A 322-nucleotide genomic window follows, 5' to 3' on the forward strand; every position below is an offset into this window, starting at 1 on the left:
CGCACCGGCCCGCTTGCTGTAGACCAGCACGGCATCGTTGTCCGCATGGTGGAAGTGGATGTTCCTGAGCCGGCGCAGCGCACCGTGCTCCCGGCGGATCCTGTTCAGCGAACCGATGAGGGGAGCGATGGACGCCCCCGCACGCTCGGCGGCCGCCCAGTCGCGCGGCCGCAGTTCGTACTTCTCCGAGTGGAGGTAGTCCTCCGTGCCCGCTCCGGCCGCGGTGTTCTCGCACAGTTCGTATCCCGCGTACATCCCCCAGGAGGGCGAGAGCGTCGCGGCCAGGACCGCGCGCAGTTCGAAGGCGGGCCGCCCGCCGTGC

At 70.8% G+C, this 322-nt stretch carries 1 pseudogene; it reads right to left on the bottom strand.

Annotated features, from left to right (window positions below):
- Positions 1 to 322, bottom strand: a pseudogene (locus KM933_RS38885) (alpha-1,4-glucan--maltose-1-phosphate maltosyltransferase); the annotation flags it as partial.

The organism is Streptomyces beigongshangae, from assembly GCF_019710745.1.
GTDB lineage: Bacteria > Actinomycetota > Actinomycetes > Streptomycetales > Streptomycetaceae > Streptomyces > Streptomyces beigongshangae.